Genomic DNA, 19,272 nt, shown 5'->3' with positions numbered 1-19,272 from the left:
TCCCATGCATGCCGTCGCGCCTGGACCCGGCGCACCGCGCTCGCCGACAACCTCTAACTTCAGGGGAGAGCGATGAGCGATCAACATCACACGCTGCCGTCCGGCGCGCAGCCGCGCGACGCCGGGTCGAAGAATGCCGCTGCGGCCGGCACCGCCACGCAACGCGGTGGCGGTCTTTTTTCCACCGAGGACTGGTGGGCCGTCTGGGTCGGTTTTGTCGTCATCGTCGCGGCCTACGCGTTGTTCGCCTCGGGCGGCAGCATCAAGTGGCTCGCGGTTGCGCCAGCGAAGTGGTCGAGCATCGGCCAGGCGGTGCACGATCTTGCCGCGCACGCACTCAACTACATCGCGCTCTTCGCTGTCTTCGCCGTGCTGTTCGGCGCGAGCGTCGTGGCGCTCAAGCAGCGCCTCGCGCACTTCCTGCCGTCGTTTCTGATTCTTTTCGTGGGCTCGGTGCTGATCTTCACGCTCGGCGCGTGGGTCAGCGCGGCGAAGTACAACCTGGAACCGCCGCTCGTCGCACTGGCGTTGGGGCTGATCGTGTCGAACGTGTTCACGTTGCCGCAGTGGTTCTCGGCTGGTCTGCGCGTGGAGTTTTACATCAAGGTGGGCATCGTGCTGCTGGGCGCCACGCTGCCGTTCACGTTGCTCGTGTGGGCCGGGCCCGTGGCCGTGGCGCAGGCCAGCATCGTTTCGCTCGTCACGTTCTTCGTGATCTTCTTCGTGGCGACGCGGCTGGGGCTCGAGCGACGCTTCGCCGCCGTACTTGGTGTGGGCGGCGCGGTGTGCGGCGTGTCGGCGGCCATTGCGATTGCGGGCGCCGTGCGCGCGAAGCGCGAGCAGGCGTCGGTTGCCATCACGCTCGTGATCGCGTGGGCCATCGTCATGATCTTCGTGCTGCCGTTCGTGTCGCGCTCGCTTGGGTTATCGACGGCGCTCGCGGGCGCGTGGATCGGCACATCGGAGTTCGCGGACGCCGCCGGCATCGCGGCCGCGCAGGCCTACGGCGACTTCGCGAAGCATGCGGGCGGCGCGATTGCGGGCGCCCCCGAAGCTTCGTTGCAGGCGTTCACGCTCATGAAGGTGGTGGGACGCGACATCTGGATCGGCATCTGGGCGTTCGTGCTCGCGATCGTCGCGACGACGCGTTGGGACGCACGCGACGCAGGCGCCGTGCAGGCGAAGGCCGATGCCGGCGAAATCTGGGCGCGCTTTCCGAAATTCGTGATCGGCTTCGTGGTGGCCTCGGCGCTCGTCACGTGGATCGCGAGTCACTACTCGCTCGCCGACTACCGCAAGGTCGTGACGCCCGAATTCGTCGCGCCCATCACGGCGCTGCGTACGTGGGCCTTCATCTTCTGCTTTTTGTCGATCGGCCTGACCACGCGGTTGCGCGTATTGACTGCCACCGGACTGAAGCCGTTTCTGGCGTTCACGGCCGGCGTCGCGGTCAATATCGCCATCGGTTACGCGCTGTCCGCGCACGTGTTCGCACCGTACTGGCATAGCCTGGAGCAGGGAACATGAGTGCGGCAGGCCGCGCCGCCGCGCTGGCGCAACTGGAGCGGGCGCGGTGCTGCGCGGCCTGCCGGTTGCGTGCGGACGATCGACATTCGATGGAGCAGAGCATTGCGGGTCTCGCTGTATTCGGTTCGGGTTTCGGGGACGCTGTCGCGGCAAGCCGTCTCTGCACGCTGCACGATCGCCTGGTCTCGCCTCGCGATACCTGCTCGCAGTTCCAGCCCTTGCCGGCATCAGCATCGGCGTGATTGCCGCCACTGCGGAGCCGCGGTTGTTGCCGCACCCGCACATCGCGCGCCTGGCTGGCCGGCGTACGCTCGTGCATCCGTGCCGCGCGGTCGAACCGGCGCGCTGCGAACGAGTCCGCGGCGCGCCGCCTGGTTGCGCGGCGACAGACGTTCGGCCGGCCTGTGTCTTTGCGCGTGCCTCGCCTTCGACAAACCGCGCTGCGGCCTGACAGCCGTCATACGGCCCTCACAGCGAGCAGCTAGCGAGGCCTGACAGGAATGGGCAATGGCGCGACCGACCGCGCCGTGCCCGCTCCCCTTCAGCTCTCGTGGCGCTGCGCGTCGATGAGGCCGTGCGCGTCGCGTCCAGACGAATCCCTTACGGGGATGGGTCGGGCCGCCGCCGACGAGGCCCCGCGAATAAACAGGATGGCGCACGTCGCGCACATCGCCCACACGCCAGCAATTACCATCCACTTTTCCATTTCGCCAATCCTTTTAGTCGAGCACCGTGCGACAGGGCGCATAGCTGTATAACGGCGGCGTCGGCGTTTGGATAAGGGCGGCGGCGCAAAGAATCTCATCAGGGAAAATACTGATTCCGCATAGCGCGCCCCGACGTGGTGCGCGCGGCTGAAAACCCTTGTGCCATAAGGCTTTCAAGGCGGTGCAACCCGCGTTCCCGTTTGGTTGCACCTTTTTATTGGGAGGCGTACGATTCGGCCAACTTTTTTGGTATCGGCCGGTCGCACCGGCTCATGAGCGAAATATGGCGAGCACCACCCTCGGCGTCAAAGTCGACGACCTCCTGCGCACCCGGCTGAAAGACGCCGCCGCGCGTCTCGAGCGCACCCCCCACTGGCTCATCAAGCAGGCCATCTTTGCCTACCTCGAGAAGATCGAGCACGGCCAGCTGCCCGCCGAGCTCACCGGTCATCACGGTGCAACCGACCTCGCCGACGGCGCCGCCGTCGAAGCCGAGGAAGACAGCGCTTCGCATCCGTTCCTCGAATTCGCGCAGAACGTGCAACCGCAGTCCGTGCTGCGTGCGGCGATCACCGCGGCGTACCGCCGGCCCGAGCCGGAGTGCGTGCCGTTCCTGATGGGCCAGGCGCGTCTTTCGCCCAGCCTCGGCGCGGACGTGCAGAAGCTGGCCGCGCGTCTTGTCGAAGCCTTGCGCGCGAAGCGCTCGGGCGGAGGCGTGGAAGGGCTGATTCACGAGTTCTCGCTGTCGAGCCAGGAAGGCGTGGCGCTGATGTGCCTTGCCGAAGCGCTGCTGCGCATTCCCGACCGCGCCACGCGCGACGCCCTGATTCGCGACAAGATCAGCAAGGGCGACTGGAAGTCGCACGTCGGTCACGCACCGTCGCTGTTCGTGAACGCGGCCACGTGGGGCCTGATGATCACCGGCAAGCTCGTCACGACCAATAGCGAAACGGGCCTCTCGTCGGCGCTGACGCGCCTGATCGGCCGGGGCGGCGAGCCGCTCATCCGCAAGGGCGTGGACATGGCCATGCGTCTGATGGGCGAGCAGTTCGTGACGGGTGAAAACATCTCCGAAGCGCTCGCGAACAGCCGCAAGTTCGAGGCGCGCGGTTTCCGCTACTCGTACGACATGCTGGGCGAAGCCGCCACCACGGAAGCCGACGCGCTGCGCTACTACGCGTCCTACGAGCAGGCCATTCACGCCATCGGCAAGGCCGCGGGCGGGCGAGGCATCTACGAAGGCCCCGGCATCTCGATCAAGCTCTCGGCGCTGCATCCGCGCTACTCGCGCTCGCAGCAGGAACGCACGATGACGGAGCTGCTGCCGCGCGTGCGCTCGCTCGCGATTCTCGCGCGCCGCTACGACATCGGGCTCAACATCGATGCCGAAGAAGCGGACCGCCTCGAAATCTCGCTCGATCTGCTCGAAGCGCTCTGCTTCGATCCCGAGCTGCAAGGCTGGAACGGCATCGGTTTCGTGGTGCAGGCGTACCAGAAGCGCTGCCCGTTCGTGATTGACTACATCGTGGACCTGGCGCGCCGCAGCCGTCACCGCATCATGGTGCGGCTCGTGAAGGGCGCCTATTGGGACAGCGAAATCAAGCGCGCCCAGGTGGACGGCCTGGAAGGCTATCCGGTCTACACGCGCAAGATCTACACGGACGTCTCGTACCTCGCGTGCGCGAAGAAGCTGCTCGCCGCACCGGACGCCGTCTATCCGCAGTTCGCCACGCACAACGCCTACACGCTCTCGGCCATCTATCACCTGGCGGGCCAGAACTACTACCCCGGCCAGTACGAGTTCCAGTGTCTGCACGGCATGGGCGAGCCGCTGTACGAAGAGGTGACGGGTCCAGTCTCGGCAGGCAAGCTCAACCGTCCGTGCCGCGTTTATGCGCCGGTCGGCACGCACGAGACGCTGCTCGCTTACCTCGTGCGACGTCTGCTCGAAAACGGCGCCAACACGTCGTTCGTGAATCGCATCGCGGATACCTCCGTGCCGGTGGCCGAACTCGTGGCCGATCCGGTCGAGGAAGCCGCGAAGGTCACGCCCGTGGGCGCGCCGCATCCCAAGATTCCGCTGCCGCGCAATCTGTATGGCGCGGAGCGCGTCAACTCGATGGGCCTCGACCTGTCGAACGAACATCGGCTCGCGTCGCTCTCGTCGGCGCTGCTGGCGAGCGCGCATCATCCGTGGCGTGCGGCGCCCATGCTGGACGACAACGAGACGGTGAGCGGCGTGGCGCGCGACGTGCGCAACCCGGCCGATCATCGCGACCTCGTGGGCACGGTGGTGGAAGCCACGGCCGTGCACGTGAACACGGCGCTTTCGCACGCCGTGGCCGCCGCGCCCATCTGGCAGGCCACGCCGGTGGACGCCCGCGCCGATTGTCTCGCGCGCGCCGCCGACCTGCTCGAAGCGCAGATGCACACGCTGATGGGGCTCGTGGTGCGCGAAGCGGGCAAGTCGCTGCCGAACGCGGTGTCCGAAATTCGCGAGGCCATCGACTTCCTGCGCTACTACTCGGCGCAGATCCGCAGCGAGTTCTCGAACGACACGCATCGCCCGCTCGGTCCCGTGGTCTGCATCAGCCCGTGGAACTTCCCGCTCGCGATCTTCATGGGCCAGGTGGCGGCGGCGCTGGCCGCGGGCAACACCGTGCTCGCCAAGCCCGCTGAACAGACGCCGCTGATCGCCGCGCAAGCCGTGCGCATTCTGCGTGAAGCCGGCGTGCCGGCCGGCGCCGTGCAACTGCTGCCGGGCGACGGCGAGACCGTGGGTGCCGCGCTCGTGGCCGACCCGCGCACGCGCGCCGTGATGTTCACGGGCTCCACCGAAGTGGCGCGGCTCATCAACAAGACGCTCTCGGAGCGCCTCGACGCGGAAGGCCGGCCGATTCCGCTGATCGCCGAAACCGGCGGCCAGAACGCGATGATCGTGGATTCGTCGGCGCTCGCGGAGCAGGTGGTGGCCGACGTGCTGCAGTCCGCGTTCGATTCGGCGGGTCAACGCTGTTCGGCGCTGCGCGTTCTTTGTCTGCAGGACGACGTCGCGGAACGCACGCTCGAAATGCTCACCGGCGCAATGCGCGAACTCACCATCGGCAACCCGGACCGCCTTTCGGTGGACGTGGGCCCTGTGATCGACGCCGACGCGAAGCGCGGCATCGACACCCACATCGCCGCCATGCGCGAGAAGGGCCGCAAGGTGGCGCAACTGAGCATGCCGGAAGCATGCGCGCAAGGCACCTTCGTGCCGCCGACGTTGATCGAGATCGACAGCCTCGACGAACTCAAGCGCGAAGTGTTCGGTCCGGTGCTGCACGTGGTACGTTACCGCCGCGCGCAACTCGACCGACTGCTGGAGCAGATCCGCGCAACGGGATACGGGCTCACGCTCGGCATCCACACGCGTATCGACGAAACCATCGCGCATGTGGTCGGCCGCGCGCACGTAGGCAACATTTACGTGAACCGCAACGTGATCGGCGCGGTGGTGGGCGTGCAACCGTTCGGCGGCGAGGGTCTGTCGGGCACGGGTCCGAAGGCGGGTGGCCCGCTCTATCTGCAACGGCTGCTGGCAACGCGGCCCGCGGGCTTGCCCGCATCGCTCGCGCAGACGCTGATCGTGGACGCGCCGCAAGGCGGCGAGAGCAGCGACGACGCGCAAGGCGCAGCGGGTTCGCCCGCGCCGAACTCGGCACAGGCCGCGCTCACCGCGTTGCGCGACTGGCTGATCGCGGAGCGCGAGCCGGCATTGGCGGCGCGCTGCGAAAGCTACCTCGAGCACGTGCTCGTGGGCGCGACCGCCGTGCTGCCGGGTCCGACCGGCGAGCGCAACACCTACACGCTCGGCGCGCGCGGCACGGTGCTCTGCGTGCCGGCCACGGCGGGCGGCGCGCGGGCGCAGTTCGCGGCGGCGCTCGCCACGGGCAACCGTGCGCTCTTCGACGGCGCTGCGGGCGAGGCGCTGGTTGCCGCGCTGCCGGCCGCGCTCAAGCCGTATGCGAGCGTGAAGAAGGGTGCCGATGCCGCGTTCAACGCGGTGCTGTTCGAAGGCGACAGCGATGAACTGCTCGCCCTCGTGAAGGAAGTGGCGAAGCGGCCGGGGCCCATCGTCTCGGTGCAGGGCGTGGCGGCGCATGCGCTCGCGAGCGGCGACGAAGACTACGCGCTCGAACGCCTGCTCACGGAACGCTCGGTCAGCGTGAACACGGCCGCGGCGGGTGGTAACGCGAATTTGATGACGATCGGCTGAGTCATCCCGGACCGATCGGCGCAAAGAAGGACGCGGCACGGCGATCCCGTAAGCCGCTCCATTCCATACCTGGTATCAAGGAGAAGATATGCAACACACGATGAAACAGCTGGCAGGCGCAACGCTGGTTGCTGCAATGTCGCTGGCGGGGACCGCGCATGCGCAGCAGGCCGAAGACGTGAAGATCGGCTTCGCGGGCCCGATGACGGGCGCGCAGGCGCACTACGGCAAGGACTTCCAGAACGGCATCACGCTGGCTGTTGAGGACATGAACGCGACGAAGCCGGTGATCGGCGGCAAGCCGGTTCACTTCGTGCTCGACGTCGCCGACGACCAGGCCGACCCGCGCACGGGCACCACCGTCGCGCAGAAGCTCGTGGACGACGGCATCAAGGGCATGCTCGGCCACTTCAACTCGGGCACGACGATCCCGGCCTCGCGCATCTACGCGAACGCCGGCATTCCCGAGATCGCGATGGCGACGGCGCCGGAATACACGCAGCAAGGCTTCAAGACCACGTTCCGCATGATGACCTCGGACACGCAGCAAGGCTCGGTGGCCGGCGCGTTCGCGGTGAAGAAGCTCGGCATGAAGAAGATCGCGATCGTGGACGATCGCACGGCCTACGGCCAGGGTCTGGCCGACCAGTTCGAGAAGGCCGCGAAGGCAGCGGGCGCGACCATCGTCGATCGTGAATACACGAACGACAAGGCTGTGGACTTCAAGTCGATCCTGACCAAGCTGAAGGCCGCCAATCCCGACCTGATCTACTACGGCGGCGCCGACTCGCAAGCCGCGCCGATGGTCAAGCAGATGAAGGCGCTGGGCGTGAAGGCCCCGCTGATGGGCGGCGAAATGGTCCACACGCCGACCTTCCTGCAGATCGCGGGCGAAGCGGCGAACGGCACGGTGGCGTCGCTGGCGGGCCTGCCGCTGGACGAAATGCCGGGCGGCAAGGACTACACGGAGAAGTACAAGAAGCGCTTCGGCGAAGACGTGCAGACCTACTCGCCGTACGCGTACGACGGCGCGATGGCGCTCTTCACGGCAATGAAGAAGGCGAACTCGACCGAGCCGGCGAAGTACCTGCCGTTCCTCGCGAAGACCGACATGCCGGCCGTGACGACGAAGCAGCTCGCCTACGACTCGAAGGGCGACCTGAAGAACGGCGGCATCACGCTGTACAAGGTCGTCGACGGCAAGTGGACGACGCTAGAAAGCGTGGGCGGCAAGTAAGCTGCGTGCTTGCGTTAGCGTGCACGGCCTGACCGATCGATCAGCCTGGCCGTACGTTTTTTCGCAAGCGCTGCTGTGAAGTCGCGATAAAGAAAAGCCCCGCAGGCATTGGCCTGCGGGGCTTTCTTTTTGGGCTCGCACGACTAGCCAGGCGGTGCCGCGCGGGTGAATCCGCGCAACGGGCTATAGACTTCAGCCGCCGCGCGCCTTCAACGCCTGTTCGCGCAACTGGCCGAGCGTGGCGGCCGGCGTGCTGGCGTCCTGCGGCACGCGCAATTCGAGCAATGCCGGCAGCCCCGAGCCCAGCGCGCGTTCCAGTGCAGGCAGGAAGTCCGCCGTGCGCTCCACCGTTTCGCCGTGTGCGCCGAAGGCGCGCGCGAAGGCGGCGAAGTCGGGGTTCGTGAGCCCCGTACCATGCACGCGGCCCGGGTACGTGCGCTCCTGATGCATGCGGATCGTCCCGTAATGCCCGTTGTTCACCACGATGAAGAGCACCGCGAGCCCGTATTGCATCGCCGTGGCCAGTTCCTGCGCGGCCATCATGAAGCAGCCGTCGCCCGCGAACGCCACCACCGTGCGCTGCGGATACAGCGACTTCGCCGCAATCGCCGCGGGCACGCCGTAGCCCATCGCACCGCTCGTGGGCGCGAGCTGCGAGCGGAAATGACGGTACGAGAAATGGCGATGCAGCCACGTCGCGTAATTGCCCGCACCGTTCGTCACGATGGCGTCTTCGGGCAGCCGCGCGCGCAACTGCTGCATGATCTCGCCCAACTGGATGTCGCCGGGCATCGGCCTCGGCTTGCGCCATTCGAGGTAGGCGCTGTGTGCCTCTGCGGCGCTGCCCGACCACACGGGCTCCTTCGAAGGCTGCAGTTCCGCGAGCAGTTCGGCGAGTTCCGGCATGCCGGAGACGATGGGCAGTTCCGGCGCGTAGACTCGGCCCAACTCTTCCGCGCCCTGATGGACGTGAACGAGCGTCTGCTTCGTCTTCGGAATGTCGAGCAGCGTGTAGCCGCCGGTCGTCGCTTCGCCAAGGCGCGGGCCGAACGCGAGCAGCAGGTCGGCACTGCGGATGCGTTGCGCGAGCGCCGGATTCACGCCGAGCCCGACGTCGCCCGCATAGTTCGGATGCTCGTTGTCGAGCGTGTCCTGATAGCGGAACGCGAGACCGATGGGCAGGCGCCAGTTCTCGATGAAGCGCGTGAGGTTCGCGCAGGCCGCGGGCGTCCAGCCGCTGCCGCCTGCGATGACGAACGGCCGCTGTGCGGCTTCGAGCAGCGCGTGCAGCCGCTCCATCTGCGCGCGGGACGGCGACGCCGCCACACGCTGATAAGGCGGCGCGGGCGGCTGTGCCGGGCAGATGTCGCTCAGCACGTCTTCGGGCAAAGCGAGTACGACCGGACCCGGGCGGCCCGACGTCGCGGTGTGAAACGCGTGGCTCAGATACTCGGGAATGCGCCGCGCGTCGTCGATCTGCGCCACCCACTTGGCCATCTGCCCGAACATGCGGCGGTAGTCGATTTCCTGGAAAGCCTCACGGTCCAGATGCTCGCGAGCGACCTGACCGATCAGCAGAATCATCGGCGTGGAGTCCTGAAACGCCGTGTGAACGCCGATGGACGCGTGCGTCGCGCCCGGTCCGCGTGTGACGATCGCGACGCCGGGCCGCCCCGTCAGCTTGCCGACCGCCTCCGCCATGTTGGCCGCCGCGGCTTCATGGCGGCAGACCACGGTCTGGATGCGCTCTGTCTCGTCGTGCAGCGAATCGAGCACGGCGAGAAAGCTCTCGCCGGGCACGCAGAACACGCGGTCAACGCCGTGGCCGAGCAGTGCATCGACGATGAGGCGCGCGCCCGTCGTCGTATCGGAGGAAGAAGGGGTGAGAACGTTCGGCTGCGGCATTGCGGTGAAGCCTCCTGAATGATTGGTCCTGCGCGTGGGGCTCGAGCGCGGACCTGAACAAGAGAACAAATTCAGCACATCATCAGACTTCGACAGCTTACGGCGGCAGGTCGGGCCACGCCATGACGCGCACCATGCGCCACCGCAAGCGCGGCTCAGCACTCGACGATGTTCACCGCCAGGCCGCCGCGCGACGTTTCCTTGTACTTGGTCTTCATGTCGGCGCCGGTTTCGCGCATGGTTTTGATGACCGAGTCGAGCGACACGTAGTGGCTGCCGTCGCCGCGCAGCGCCATGCGCGCGGCGTTCACGGCTTTCACGGAAGCCATCGCGTTGCGTTCGATGCAGGGAATCTGCACCATGCCGCCCACGGGGTCGCAGGTCAGGCCGAGGTTGTGTTCCATGCCGATCTCCGCGGCGTTTTCCACCTGCTTCGGCGTGCCGCCCATGACGGCCGCGAGTGCGCCGGCCGCCATCGAGCACGCCACGCCCACCTCGCCCTGGCAGCCCACTTCGGCGCCCGAAATCGACGCGTTGAGCTTGTAGAGAATGCCGATGGCCGCGGCCGTCATTAGAAAGTCGAGCACGCCTTGCTCGTTCGCGCCCGGCATGAAGCGCGTGTAGTAGTGGAGCACCGCGGGAATGATGCCGGCCGCGCCGTTGGTGGGCGCCGTGACCACGCGCCCGCCTGCGGCATTCTCTTCGTTCACGGCGATGGCGTAGAGATTGATCCAGTCCACCATCGAAAGCGGGTCTTGCAGCGCGCGTTCGGGGTTGCCCGTGAGCGCGCGGTAAAGCTGCGGCGCGCGGCGCTTCACCTGGAAGGGACCGGGCAGCGTGCCGTCCGCGTCAGGATTGTTGATGCCGCAGCCGCGCGCCACGCACGACTGCATCACGTTCCAGATCTTCAAGAGGCCCGTGCGCGTTTCTTCGGCGGTGTGCCAGGCGCGCTCGTTCTCCCACATCAGCTGCGCGATGGTCTTGCCCGTGGCGGCGCACATGGCGAGCAGTTCGTTGCCGGTGCGAAACGGATGCGGCAGTTGATCGACGGCGGCGAGCACCTTCGTGTTCGGCGCGCCCGCCGTCACGACGAAGCCGCCGCCCACGGAGAGATACGTCGATTCGCGCAGCGTGGTGCCTTGCGCGTCGAACGCGTGCAGCTTCATACCGTTGGGATGCTCGGCGAGGGCCTGACGGAAGAAGCCGATGTGGTCCTTCTGCACGAACGGCACGGCGTGCCGGCCCAGCAGCGCAAGCGTGCGCGACTGCTTCACGGCTTCGAGGCGCGCGGCGATCGTATCGGGATCGACGGTATCCGGCGCATCGCCCATGAGACCGAGCATCACGCCGCGGTCGGTGCCGTGGCCTTTGCCGGTGGCGCCCAGCGACCCGTACAGATCCACTTTCACCGATGCGGTCGCGCCGAGCAGACCGTCGCGCTCGAGCCCCTGCGCGAACATCAGCGCCGCGCGCATCGGACCCACCGTGTGCGAGCTGGAGGGACCGATGCCGATTTTGAAGAGGTCGAACACGCTGACTGCCATTACTGCTCCTGGAACGAATGATTGAGTGAAAGTCTTCCGCCGCGACTCAGCGCGCCGGCAACGGCAAGCACACCGCGAGCCACGCCGGCGGCGTGGGCGCGAGCTTCAGCGCGATGGGGGCATAGCGTCCGTCGAGGCGCGCGGCCAGATGAAACAGTTCGGCCGCGTTCTTCGGGTCCCAATCGCCCGAATAGCCGGGCAGGCCGGCTTCGCGGCGCTTCGCGTCGAAGGCGACCGTGGAGTGCACGAACTCTTCGTGCGTCTTCTGACCGAGCGCGTACGGCGTGAGCCAGTTGAGCGCGGCGGCGAGCGTCGCGCCGCCTGGCGCGCGCTCGGACAGCCAGTTGCGGTTGTGCCGGCGCGCCGCGAGCGCGGCGGTGACGAGCGGCTGCAAATCGTACGTGACGTAGTGCAGCGCGTCGCGCTCCGCGAAATCGACGGTGGAGCCGTCCGGCTCGATGTTGTCGCCGACGTGCTCCACGAAAAGCCGCTGCGCGGCCGCAATCATCTTGCGGTTATCCAGCGTGAACGCCGCCATCGCGATCAGTTTGATGCGGTGGCTTTGCCAGTTGTTCCTGAACGTGCCCGCAAGCGGGCGCGGCTGCGCGTCGATCTGCGCGATGTAGCCGTTGGCGAACTTCGTGAGGAACGCCATCGTGGCGTTGCGCGTCTTCACGGGCAGCGCGCTCGCGGTCATGTCGTAGGCGAGGATCAGCCCTTCGAAATGCGTTTCGTCGATGGGATTGAAGCTCGGTTGATACGTGGTGACCCATGCGTAGAGCAGGCGGTCGACGAGCTTCAGAAAGCGGTCGTCCGTGGTGGCGCGCCAGGCGAGTGCGGCGTTGCGCATGAGATCGAGGTCTTTTTCGGCCTCCACGCTCTGGTCGTAGAGGCCTTCGTGCGGCAGCGTGCCTTCGGTGTGCAGCCGCGGCACTGCGTGAGGCACCTCGTTCACGCGCGCCTGCACGTCGGCCACCAACGCCTTGACGCCCGGGTCCGCGCTCGTGCGTTCGCTGCTTTGCAGCGCGGGCGCCGCACAGAAATTCATTGCCGCAAACGCCGCGGCCGCGGGCCATGCGAGCGTGCCACCGGTCGCAACCAGCACGGCGAGGCGAATCGCCCACGAGGAAGCCGCACGCCGCGAGCCGTGGACGGGCCTTGTTGTTGTCGTTCGCACCTTTCGCACCATGCGGGACTCCCGAGTCGAGCTGACAGGTGTGTGATGTTAACGGTTTGCGAGGCGCGAAGGCGAGTTTCCCGCGTCGCTATTGCGGCAGCTGCTCGCGGGTTGAATCGGAAAGTGAAGCGAAGGCGCTGCGGCGGCCCGGGAGCCGGGCCACCGCAGGCTGGCAGCGATTACGAATCGGCGTAGTCCGAGACCGGCACGCACGAGCAGAACAGATTGCGGTCGCCGTAGACGTTGTCCGCGCGGCCCACCGGCGGCCAGTACTTGTTGGCCAGCAGCGAAGGCACGGGGTACGCCGCCGTTTCGCGCGAGTACGCGTGCGGCCACTCGTTGGCCGTGACGACTGCTGCCGTGTGCGGCGCGTGCTTGAGCGGGTTGTCCTCGCGGTCGGCGCGGCCTTCTTCCACGGCGCGAATCTCTTCGCGAATCGCAATCATCGCGTCGATGAAGCGATCGAGTTCCTCTTTCGACTCCGACTCGGTGGGCTCCACCATCAGCGTGCCCGGCACCGGGAAGCTCATCGTCGGCGCGTGGAAGCCGTAGTCTGCGAGGCGCTTGGCCACGTCGTCCACGGTGATGCCGCTCGTTTCCTTGATGGGGCGCAGGTCGAGAATGCACTCGTGCGCGACGAGCCCGCCGGGACCCGAATACAGCACCGGGTAATGCGGCGCGAGCTTCTTTGCGACGTAGTTCGCGTTGAGGATCGCGGTTTCCGTCGCGGCGGTGAGGTTCTTCGCGCCCATCATCGCGATGTACATCCACGAGATCGGCAGGATGGATGCGGAGCCGTACGGCGCCGCCGACACCGCACCAATGCCCTGTTCCGCGCGACGATAGCCCGACGAAAGCTGGTTCGGCAGGAACTGCGCGAGGTGCGCGCCCACGGCGACGGGACCCACGCCCGGGCCGCCGCCGCCGTGCGGAATGCAGAACGTCTTGTGCAGGTTCAGGTGCGAGACGTCGCCGCCGAACTGGCCCGGCGCCGTGAGGCCGACCATCGCGTTCATGTTGGCGCCGTCCACGTAGACCTGGCCGCCGTGCGCATGCACGATCTCGCAGATCTCGCGCACGTTCTGCTCGAATACGCCGTGCGTGGACGGGTACGTGATCATGATGGCGGCGAGCTTGTCCGCATGTTGCGCGGCCTTCGCCTTGAGGTCTTCGATATCGACGTTGCCCTGCGCATCGCACGCCACGACCACCACCTGCATGCCGGCCATGTGTGCCGACGCCGGATTGGTGCCGTGCGCGGACGCCGGAATCAGGCAGACGTTGCGATGGCCTTCGCCGCGCGACGCGTGATACGCGTGAATGACGAGCAGACCCGCGTACTCGCCCTGCGAGCCCGCGTTCGGTTGCAGCGAGACCGCCGCGTAACCGGTGGCCGCAACGAGCATCTGTTCGAGCTGGTCGATCATTTCGCGATAGCCGACCGTCTGTTCCGCGGGCGCGAATGGGTGGATCTGACCGAACTCAGGCCACGTGACGGGCAGCATTTCCGACGTGGCGTTGAGCTTCATCGTGCACGAGCCGAGCGGGATCATCGAGCGGTCGAGCGCGAGATCCTTGTCGGCGAGGCTGCGCAGATAGCGCAGCATTTCCGTCTCCGAATGGTGACGGTTGAAGACGTGGTGCGTGAGGTACGCGCTCGTGCGTTCGAGTCCGGCCGGCACCGAGCCGAGTGCGCCCGAGGCGCTCGCCGTGAGTTCGGCGTCGAGCACATCGACTTGCGGCACGTCGGTGGCGAAGGCGGCTTGCGCGAACACGGCGAGCAGGTCGGCGAGGTCGGCGCGCGTCGTGGTTTCGTCGATGGAGACGCCCACGCGCGTGTCGTTCACGTGGCGCAGGTTGATGCGGCGCGCGAGCGCGGCGTCGTGCAGCGCCTGCGTGCGGGCGCCGGTTTCGAACGTGAGCGTATCGAAGAACGTTTCGTTGACGAGCGTGTAGCCGAGCTTCTTCGCGCCCGCCGCGAGCAGCGACGCGATGCGGTTCACGCGCAGCGCAATGGTCTTCAGGCCGCGCGGGCCGTGATAGACGGCGTACATGCTGGCCATGATCGCGAGCAGCGCCTGCGCCGTGCAGACGTTCGACGTCGCCTTCTCGCGGCGGATGTGCTGTTCGCGCGTTTGCAGCGCGAGGCGCAGCGCGGGCTTGCCTTGCGCGTCCACCGTCACGCCCACGAGGCGGCCCGGCATCTGGCGCTTGAATTCGTCGCGCACGGCGAGGTAAGCGGCGTGCGGACCGCCGAAGCCCACCGGCACGCCGAAGCGTTGCGCGTTGCCCACCGCGACGTCCGCGCCCCATTCGCCCGGCGGCGTTAGCACGGTGAGCGCGAGCAGGTCGGCCGCGGCCACCACATGGCCGCCGGCAGCGTGGATGGCTTCGGCCAGCGCGCGGTAGTCGCGCACGTCGCCGTTCACGCCGGGGTACTGCAGCAGCACGCCGAACGCGTTGGCGCTGGCGGCGTCGGCGGCGGGGCCCACCTTCACTTCGATGCCCACGGGCGTGGCGCGCGTCTTCACGACTTCAATGGTTTGCGGCAGCACGTCGTCGGCCACGTAGAACACGTTCGACTTCGGCTTGCCCACGCGTTGCAGCAGCGTCATGGCTTCCGCGGCGGCCGTGGCTTCGTCGAGCAGCGACGCGTTCGAGATGGCGAGGCCCGTGAGGTCCGTCACCATCTGCTGGAAGTTGAGCAGCGCTTCGAGGCGGCCTTGCGAAATCTCCGGCTGATACGGCGTGTAAGCCGTGTACCAGGCCGGGTTTTCGAGCACGTTGCGCAGGATCACCGGCGGCGTGTGCGCATTGTAATAACCCTGGCCGATGTACGTGCGGAACACCTGGTTCTTGTTCGCGAGTTCGCGCAGCGCGGCGAGCGCTTCGGCTTCGGAGAGCGGCTGGGCGAACGGGCCCAGCGGCAGCGGCTCGGCACGTCGGATCGCCTTCGGAATCACCGCGTCGATCAACGCGGCGCGCGATGCGAAGCCGAGCACGTCGAGCATCGCCTGCTGGCCGGCTGCGTCCGGGCCAATGTGGCGCTCGGCGAACGCGTCATGCACTTCGAGCGCGGCGAGTGAAAGGGGAGTGCGGTTCATCAGGTGATCCGGGTGGTCGAGCTTCATAAGGGTTCCTGCCGGCGCGGCGTTCCGGGGTCGCTACGTTGCGGCGATGTCGCTGCAACCTGGCGAAGGGCCGGAGGCGCCGCGCCTGTCGTGGTGACGGCTATAAAAACTGCGCGGACTACGGTTGAAGACTGAGGTTGAACTCAGGCGCCGATGGCTTTCTCGTAGCCGGCGGCGTCGAGCAGCTTGTCGGTGCTGGCGCCGGCAGCCGGCTTGATGCGGAAGAGCCAGCTTTCGTACGGCGCGCCGTTCACCTGGTCGGGCGTATCGACGAGGCTCGTGTTCGATTCGACGATCTCGCCCGAGACCGGCGCGTAGATGTCCGAGGCGGCCTTCACCGACTCCACCACGGCCACGCCGTCGCCCGCCGAAACGGTCTTGCCGGCTTCCGGCAGTTCGAGGAAGACGATGTCGCCGAGCGCTTCCTGGGCGTGGTCCGTAATGCCGACGGTCAACGTGCCGTCAGCTTCGGTGCGGACCCATTCGTGCGATTCGGTGTATTTCAGTTCGGCCGGGATGCTCATTGGATGCTCCTGTGCTTGATTCGGTAATGGCTAAAAAGAGGGCGGGACGCGCGCTGCTGGTGGGGCGATCCGGCCGCTTCAGCCGGTGAGCACCTTGCCGTTGCGCACGAAGGGCAGTTTTACCACGCTTGCGGGAAACGCCCGGTCGCGAATCTGCACCTGAACGGCGTCGCCGGGCTGCACGCCTTTCGGCACGCGGGCGAACGCAATGGATTCCTGCATGGTCGGGGAGAACGTACCGCTCGTGATTTCGCCGTCGCCCAGCGGCGTGATCACCTTCTGATGCGCGCGCAGCACGCCGCCTGCCTTGCCGTTTTCCTTTTGCAGGATCAGGCCGACGAACGCGCAGCGCGAGGCTTGCGCTTCGAGTGCTGCACGGCCCACGAAGTCGCGCGGGGTGGCGAGGTCGACCGTCCAGGCGAGGCCGGCGTCGAGCGGCGAGACCTGGTCGTCCATGTCCTGGCCGTAGAGATTCATGCCGGCCTCGAGGCGCAGCGTGTCGCGCGCGCCGAGCCCGCAGGGACGCACGCCTTGACGCACGAGCGCGTCCCAGAATTCGCAGACGAACGTGGCGGGCAGCACGATTTCGAAGCCGTCTTCGCCGGTGTAGCCCGTGCGGGCCACCATCAGTTCGCCGAACGGCGTGTTTTCGATCTTCGCGGCGTTGAAGGGTTTGAGCAGCTCGGTTGCGGTGCGCGTAGAGGGCGCGACCTGCCAGACTTTGTTGCGCGCGTTCGGGCCCTGCACGGCGACGATGGCGAGATCGCGGCGCGGCGTGATGGTGAGCCCGAAGCCGCGCTCGGCGTTGAGCGCTTCGAGCCAGGCGATGTCCTTGTCCGCCGTGCCCGCGTTGACGACGAGCCGGAAGCTGTCTTCGGCGAAGTAGTAGACGATCAGGTCGTCGATCACGCCGCCGTCGCGGTTCAGCATGCACGAGTAGAGCGCACGCCCCGGCGTTTGCAGCTTGCCGACGTTGTTGGCCAATGCGTACTCGAAGAAGGCGCGCACGCGCTCGCCCGCAAAGTCGATGACGCACATGTGCGAGACGTCGAACATGCCCGCGTCGGTGCGCACGGCACGGTGTTCGTCGATCTGCGAGCCGTAGTTGACGGGCATGTCCCAACCGCCGAAGTCGACCATGCGTGCATTGAGCGCGCGGTGCGTGGCGTTGAGCGGAGTGCGTTTGAGTTCGGTCATGGGGCCTCAGGCTTGGCTTGTTGAACAAGCGGCGAAAACAAAAAGGGCCATGCAGCGAACCTCACGCGGCGAAATGCCGGCGGACGGTTCGGTGCATGGCCCCTCTGTCCTCGATACCTGAGAGATTGCGTTGCCGTGGCGATCCAGCGATACACGGCGAAGCGCGCGCCCCTTCGGTGGGCAGCCTGCCCGCAAGGCTTGCGCCGGGGCTACTGCCGCTCTCCAGAGTTCGGACGGTGTGCCAGTTTTACGCCCGTTTCCGGGGGCGGCTGGCGGTCCGGCGCGCACGGTCCTTTTGCCTGAGAGTTTGCGGGTTGCCCCTTCGGCGGCGCCGGCTCAAAAAACCGGCGCGCTCTCCCGGCGCGCGTGGCGATTGTGAGGGAGCCGCCGGGGTCGTGTCAATTACTCGCCAATTATCCGCGAGGCGCCGTCCAGTTCCTGATTCAGCACGCGCTGTTCGTCAGCGGAAACGCCGCCGCCGTGCTGCGCGGCCATGTCGTGCGCTTCCTCGCGGATCACGTCGAGCCGGTGATGCAGCGAGTCGCCCTGGGGCTGCGGATAGAAGCCCTTGTCGACGCGCACGTCGATGCGGCGATGCAGGATGTCGATGCGGCTGTCGACCTGGTCCAGCCGGTCGAGGCCGATGTCGCGCGGCGGCGGCGCCGGAGTGGGGGCAGGCGCGGGGCGCGGCTGGGTCTGCGAAGGAGGGGGCGGTGCATGGGGTTTGCGCGGCGGCCGGGGGGCGACACAGGCGGCCAGAGCGGAAATCAGCGCGCAGGCGGCAAGCGCGCGGATCATGCGAGGCATTCCAGTTCTCCTTATAGCGATGATGGCGGGGGGGCTTATGGTTTTTCCAGGGAGCGCGAGCGACATCACGCGCACGCGAAAGCGAGCGTGCGGCCTTCTTCGGCGCTGCGGTTGGCCAGTTCAATGATGGTCATGACATCCACCGCGTCCTGTGCGCTGACGGGAAACGGCGCACCGTCGCGAATCGAGGCCGCCAGCGCCCGATAGAAGCCGATGTAGTCGCCGTCGCGCGTGGCATGCGCGCGCTCCACTTCCTGCTCGCCTTCGATCACGTGCAAGAGCCCCGGTTCATTGCCGCCGCCGAAGCCGGTGTCGCCGGGACGCAGCCCCGCCTTCAGCTGGTCTTCCTGGGTATCGAGCCCGTTCTTGCGGTAGCTGCCACGCGTGCCGTGAACCACGAAGCGCGGCGCGATGGCGGCGAGCGCGCTGGCGTGCAGCACCACCTGGTGCGCCGCGTAGCCGAGTTGCAGATGTACGTAGTCGGGCGCGGTGCCGTGATCGCGATGCGTCTTCACGGTGGCGGTGACGGTTTGCGGCGTGTCGAACAGCACGAGCGCCTGGTCAATGAGATGCGGGCCGAGGTCGAACAACAGACCGCCGCCGCGCGCCGCTTCTTCACGCCAGCGTTGACGCACGACCGGACGGAAACGGTCGAAATGCGATTCGAAGTGCGTGATGCGGCCCAGCTTGCCGCTTTCCACGAGGTCACGAACGGTGAGGAAGTCGCCGTCCCAGCGGCGGTTGTGGAACGGCGCGAAGAGGCGGCTCTGCTTCGCCGCGAGGTCCGCGAGCGTACGCGCTTCGGCGGCGGTGAGCGTGACCGGCTTGTCGACTACCACGTGCTTGCCGGCTTCGAGCGTGCGGCGCGCGAGATCGAAGTGCGTGTCGTTGGGCGTGGCGATGACGACGCATTCGATGTCGGCCAGCGCGAGCAGCGCGTCGAGGTCGGGCACCACGGTGGCCGAAGGGAAATCGGCGCGGGCGCGCTCGGCCTGGCCCGTGGCGATGGCCGCAACGGTCGCGCTGCCGCAATGCGCGATGACCGGCGCGTGAAACGTCTGGCCGGCGAAGCCGTAGCCCATCACACCTGTTTTCAGCGGAGAAGTCATGAAAGCTTCCTGCAAAAAAAGGCGCGCTGTCCTGCCACCATGGCGGCCGCGCGAGACAGCGATTGTGACACGCTGAAGGCGCGGGCGTTGCCGTATGACACGCAGGGCGCGGCCGTCCGATGCCGTGCTTGCCTCCGACTGAAGCCGGG

General features: G+C 67.2%; 12 protein-coding genes and 2 riboswitches. Of the genes, 4 read left to right on the top strand and 8 right to left on the bottom strand.

Going from position 1 to position 19,272, the window contains the following annotated elements:
- Positions 1-72: 72 nt before the first annotated feature.
- From U0042_RS19090 to U0042_RS19075, 4 genes are all read left to right on the top strand, one after another.
- On the top strand, positions 73-1,527 hold the full coding sequence (locus U0042_RS19090) for a YeiH family protein (protein WP_114813862.1): 1,455 nt from the start codon (positions 73-75) through the stop codon (positions 1,525-1,527).
- Positions 1,524-1,769 (top strand): hypothetical protein, encoded by a 246-nt coding sequence (locus U0042_RS19085; RefSeq protein WP_114813860.1) that lies wholly within the window; start codon positions 1,524-1,526, stop codon positions 1,767-1,769. Before U0042_RS19090 ends, U0042_RS19085 begins: the two co-directional genes overlap by 4 nt.
- A gap of 748 nt (positions 1,770-2,517) precedes the next feature.
- Complete coding sequence (gene putA / locus U0042_RS19080) at positions 2,518-6,492, top strand: trifunctional transcriptional regulator/proline dehydrogenase/L-glutamate gamma-semialdehyde dehydrogenase (RefSeq protein ID WP_114813858.1); 3,975 nt, start codon at positions 2,518-2,520, stop codon at positions 6,490-6,492.
- 88 nt (positions 6,493-6,580) lie between these two features.
- Positions 6,581-7,729, top strand: coding sequence for a branched-chain amino acid ABC transporter substrate-binding protein (locus U0042_RS19075; protein WP_114813856.1), 1,149 nt, complete (start codon positions 6,581-6,583; stop codon positions 7,727-7,729).
- Between the two features lie 192 nt (positions 7,730-7,921).
- Here U0042_RS19075 and U0042_RS19070 read toward each other — a convergent pair whose 3' ends face one another.
- The 8 genes from U0042_RS19070 to U0042_RS19035 form a co-directional block, all read right to left on the bottom strand.
- Positions 7,922-9,634, bottom strand: a complete 1,713-nt coding sequence (locus U0042_RS19070; protein ID WP_114813854.1) for a thiamine pyrophosphate-binding protein — start codon at positions 9,632-9,634, stop codon at positions 7,922-7,924.
- Positions 9,635-9,789: 155 nt separating this feature from the next.
- Positions 9,790-11,178 carry an L-serine ammonia-lyase gene (locus U0042_RS19065; protein ID WP_114813852.1) on the bottom strand — a complete coding sequence of 463 codons (1,389 nt, stop codon included), beginning with the start codon at positions 11,176-11,178 and terminating at the stop codon, positions 9,790-9,792.
- Between the two features lie 46 nt (positions 11,179-11,224).
- Positions 11,225-12,367, bottom strand: a complete 1,143-nt coding sequence (locus U0042_RS19060; protein WP_114813850.1) for an alginate lyase family protein — start codon at positions 12,365-12,367, stop codon at positions 11,225-11,227.
- Between the two features lie 167 nt (positions 12,368-12,534).
- Positions 12,535-15,486 (bottom strand): aminomethyl-transferring glycine dehydrogenase, encoded by a 2,952-nt coding sequence (gene gcvP / locus U0042_RS19055; protein WP_114813848.1) that lies wholly within the window; start codon positions 15,484-15,486, stop codon positions 12,535-12,537.
- 143 nt (positions 15,487-15,629) lie between these two features.
- The gene (gcvH, locus tag U0042_RS19050) at positions 15,630-16,010 is read right to left on the bottom strand and encodes a glycine cleavage system protein GcvH (RefSeq protein ID WP_114813846.1); all 381 of its coding nucleotides are present in this window, start codon (positions 16,008-16,010) and stop codon (positions 15,630-15,632) included.
- Between the two features lie 78 nt (positions 16,011-16,088).
- Positions 16,089-17,207: a glycine cleavage system aminomethyltransferase GcvT gene (gene gcvT, locus U0042_RS19045; protein ID WP_114813844.1), complete on the bottom strand. Its 1,119-nt coding sequence runs from the start codon at positions 17,205-17,207 to the stop codon at positions 16,089-16,091.
- Positions 17,208-17,301: 94 nt separating this feature from the next.
- A riboswitch (glycine riboswitch) is annotated at positions 17,302-17,443 on the bottom strand.
- A 42-nt stretch (positions 17,444-17,485) separates the two neighbouring features.
- Positions 17,486-17,577: riboswitch (glycine riboswitch) on the bottom strand.
- Between the two features lie 32 nt (positions 17,578-17,609).
- Positions 17,610-18,014, bottom strand: a complete 405-nt coding sequence (locus U0042_RS19040) for a hypothetical protein (RefSeq protein WP_114813842.1) — start codon at positions 18,012-18,014, stop codon at positions 17,610-17,612.
- Positions 18,015-18,079: 65 nt separating this feature from the next.
- Positions 18,080-19,123 (bottom strand): oxidoreductase, encoded by a 1,044-nt coding sequence (locus U0042_RS19035; RefSeq protein ID WP_114813840.1) that lies wholly within the window; start codon positions 19,121-19,123, stop codon positions 18,080-18,082.
- Positions 19,124-19,272 lie beyond the last annotated feature (149 nt).

This window comes from Paraburkholderia kururiensis, from assembly GCF_034424375.1.
Classification (GTDB): Bacteria; Pseudomonadota; Gammaproteobacteria; order Burkholderiales; family Burkholderiaceae; genus Paraburkholderia; species Paraburkholderia kururiensis_A.
The sequence above is the reverse complement of the archived record's forward strand: the minus strand, read 5'-3'. Positions and strand labels throughout refer to the sequence as shown.

Bases quoted from the DNA above. Each gene is read 5' to 3' on its own strand.
- U0042_RS19040 (WP_114813842.1), bottom strand. From the start codon at position 18,014: ATGCCTCGCATGATCCGCGCGCTTGCCGCCTGCGCGCTGATTTCCGCT.
- gcvT (WP_114813844.1), bottom strand. From the start codon at position 17,207: ATGACCGAACTCAAACGCACTCCGCTCAACGCCACGCACCGCGCGCTC.
- U0042_RS19090 (WP_114813862.1), top strand. From the start codon at position 73: ATGAGCGATCAACATCACACGCTGCCGTCCGGCGCGCAGCCGCGCGAC.
- U0042_RS19060 (WP_114813850.1), bottom strand. From the start codon at position 12,367: ATGGTGCGAAAGGTGCGAACGACAACAACAAGGCCCGTCCACGGCTCG.
- gcvH (WP_114813846.1), bottom strand. From the start codon at position 16,010: ATGAGCATCCCGGCCGAACTGAAATACACCGAATCGCACGAATGGGTC.
- U0042_RS19070 (WP_114813854.1), bottom strand. From the start codon at position 9,634: ATGCCGCAGCCGAACGTTCTCACCCCTTCTTCCTCCGATACGACGACG.
- U0042_RS19075 (WP_114813856.1), top strand. From the start codon at position 6,581: ATGCAACACACGATGAAACAGCTGGCAGGCGCAACGCTGGTTGCTGCA.
- putA (WP_114813858.1), top strand. From the start codon at position 2,518: ATGGCGAGCACCACCCTCGGCGTCAAAGTCGACGACCTCCTGCGCACC.
- U0042_RS19085 (WP_114813860.1), top strand. From the start codon at position 1,524: ATGAGTGCGGCAGGCCGCGCCGCCGCGCTGGCGCAACTGGAGCGGGCG.
- U0042_RS19065 (WP_114813852.1), bottom strand. From the start codon at position 11,178: ATGGCAGTCAGCGTGTTCGACCTCTTCAAAATCGGCATCGGTCCCTCC.
- U0042_RS19035 (WP_114813840.1), bottom strand. From the start codon at position 19,123: ATGACTTCTCCGCTGAAAACAGGTGTGATGGGCTACGGCTTCGCCGGC.
- gcvP (WP_114813848.1), bottom strand. From the start codon at position 15,486: ATGAAGCTCGACCACCCGGATCACCTGATGAACCGCACTCCCCTTTCA.